Annotated in this window: 1 pseudogene; it reads right to left on the bottom strand. The window is 50.0% G+C overall.

What is annotated here, in order from left to right:
* Nucleotides 1-228: pseudogene (locus CHH91_RS19315) on the bottom strand (Holliday junction branch migration DNA helicase RuvB); the annotation flags it as partial.

Here is a 228-nt window from a genome sequence, read left to right as displayed (position 1 = left end):
TCGCTTGGAAAACGGTGGCGGAACGTTCCACAATTTGAGCCAGTTCTTCAGGTTTGTAATACTCAAGCCTTGCCATTACGCCAAAACGGTCGCGTAATGGGGATGAGAGCATTCCTGCACGCGTTGTCGCGCCCACTAACGTAAACGGCGGCAAATCTAATCGAACCGATCTAGCAGTTGGGCCTTTGCCAATGACGATATCTAGACAAAAATCTTCCATGGCCGGAT

Source organism: Virgibacillus sp. 7505 (genome assembly GCF_002272135.1).
In the GTDB taxonomy this organism is placed as follows: domain Bacteria; phylum Bacillota; class Bacilli; order Bacillales; family Amphibacillaceae; genus Terribacillus.
Note: the sequence above shows the minus strand (reverse complement) of the source record. Positions and strands in the feature narration are given on the sequence as shown.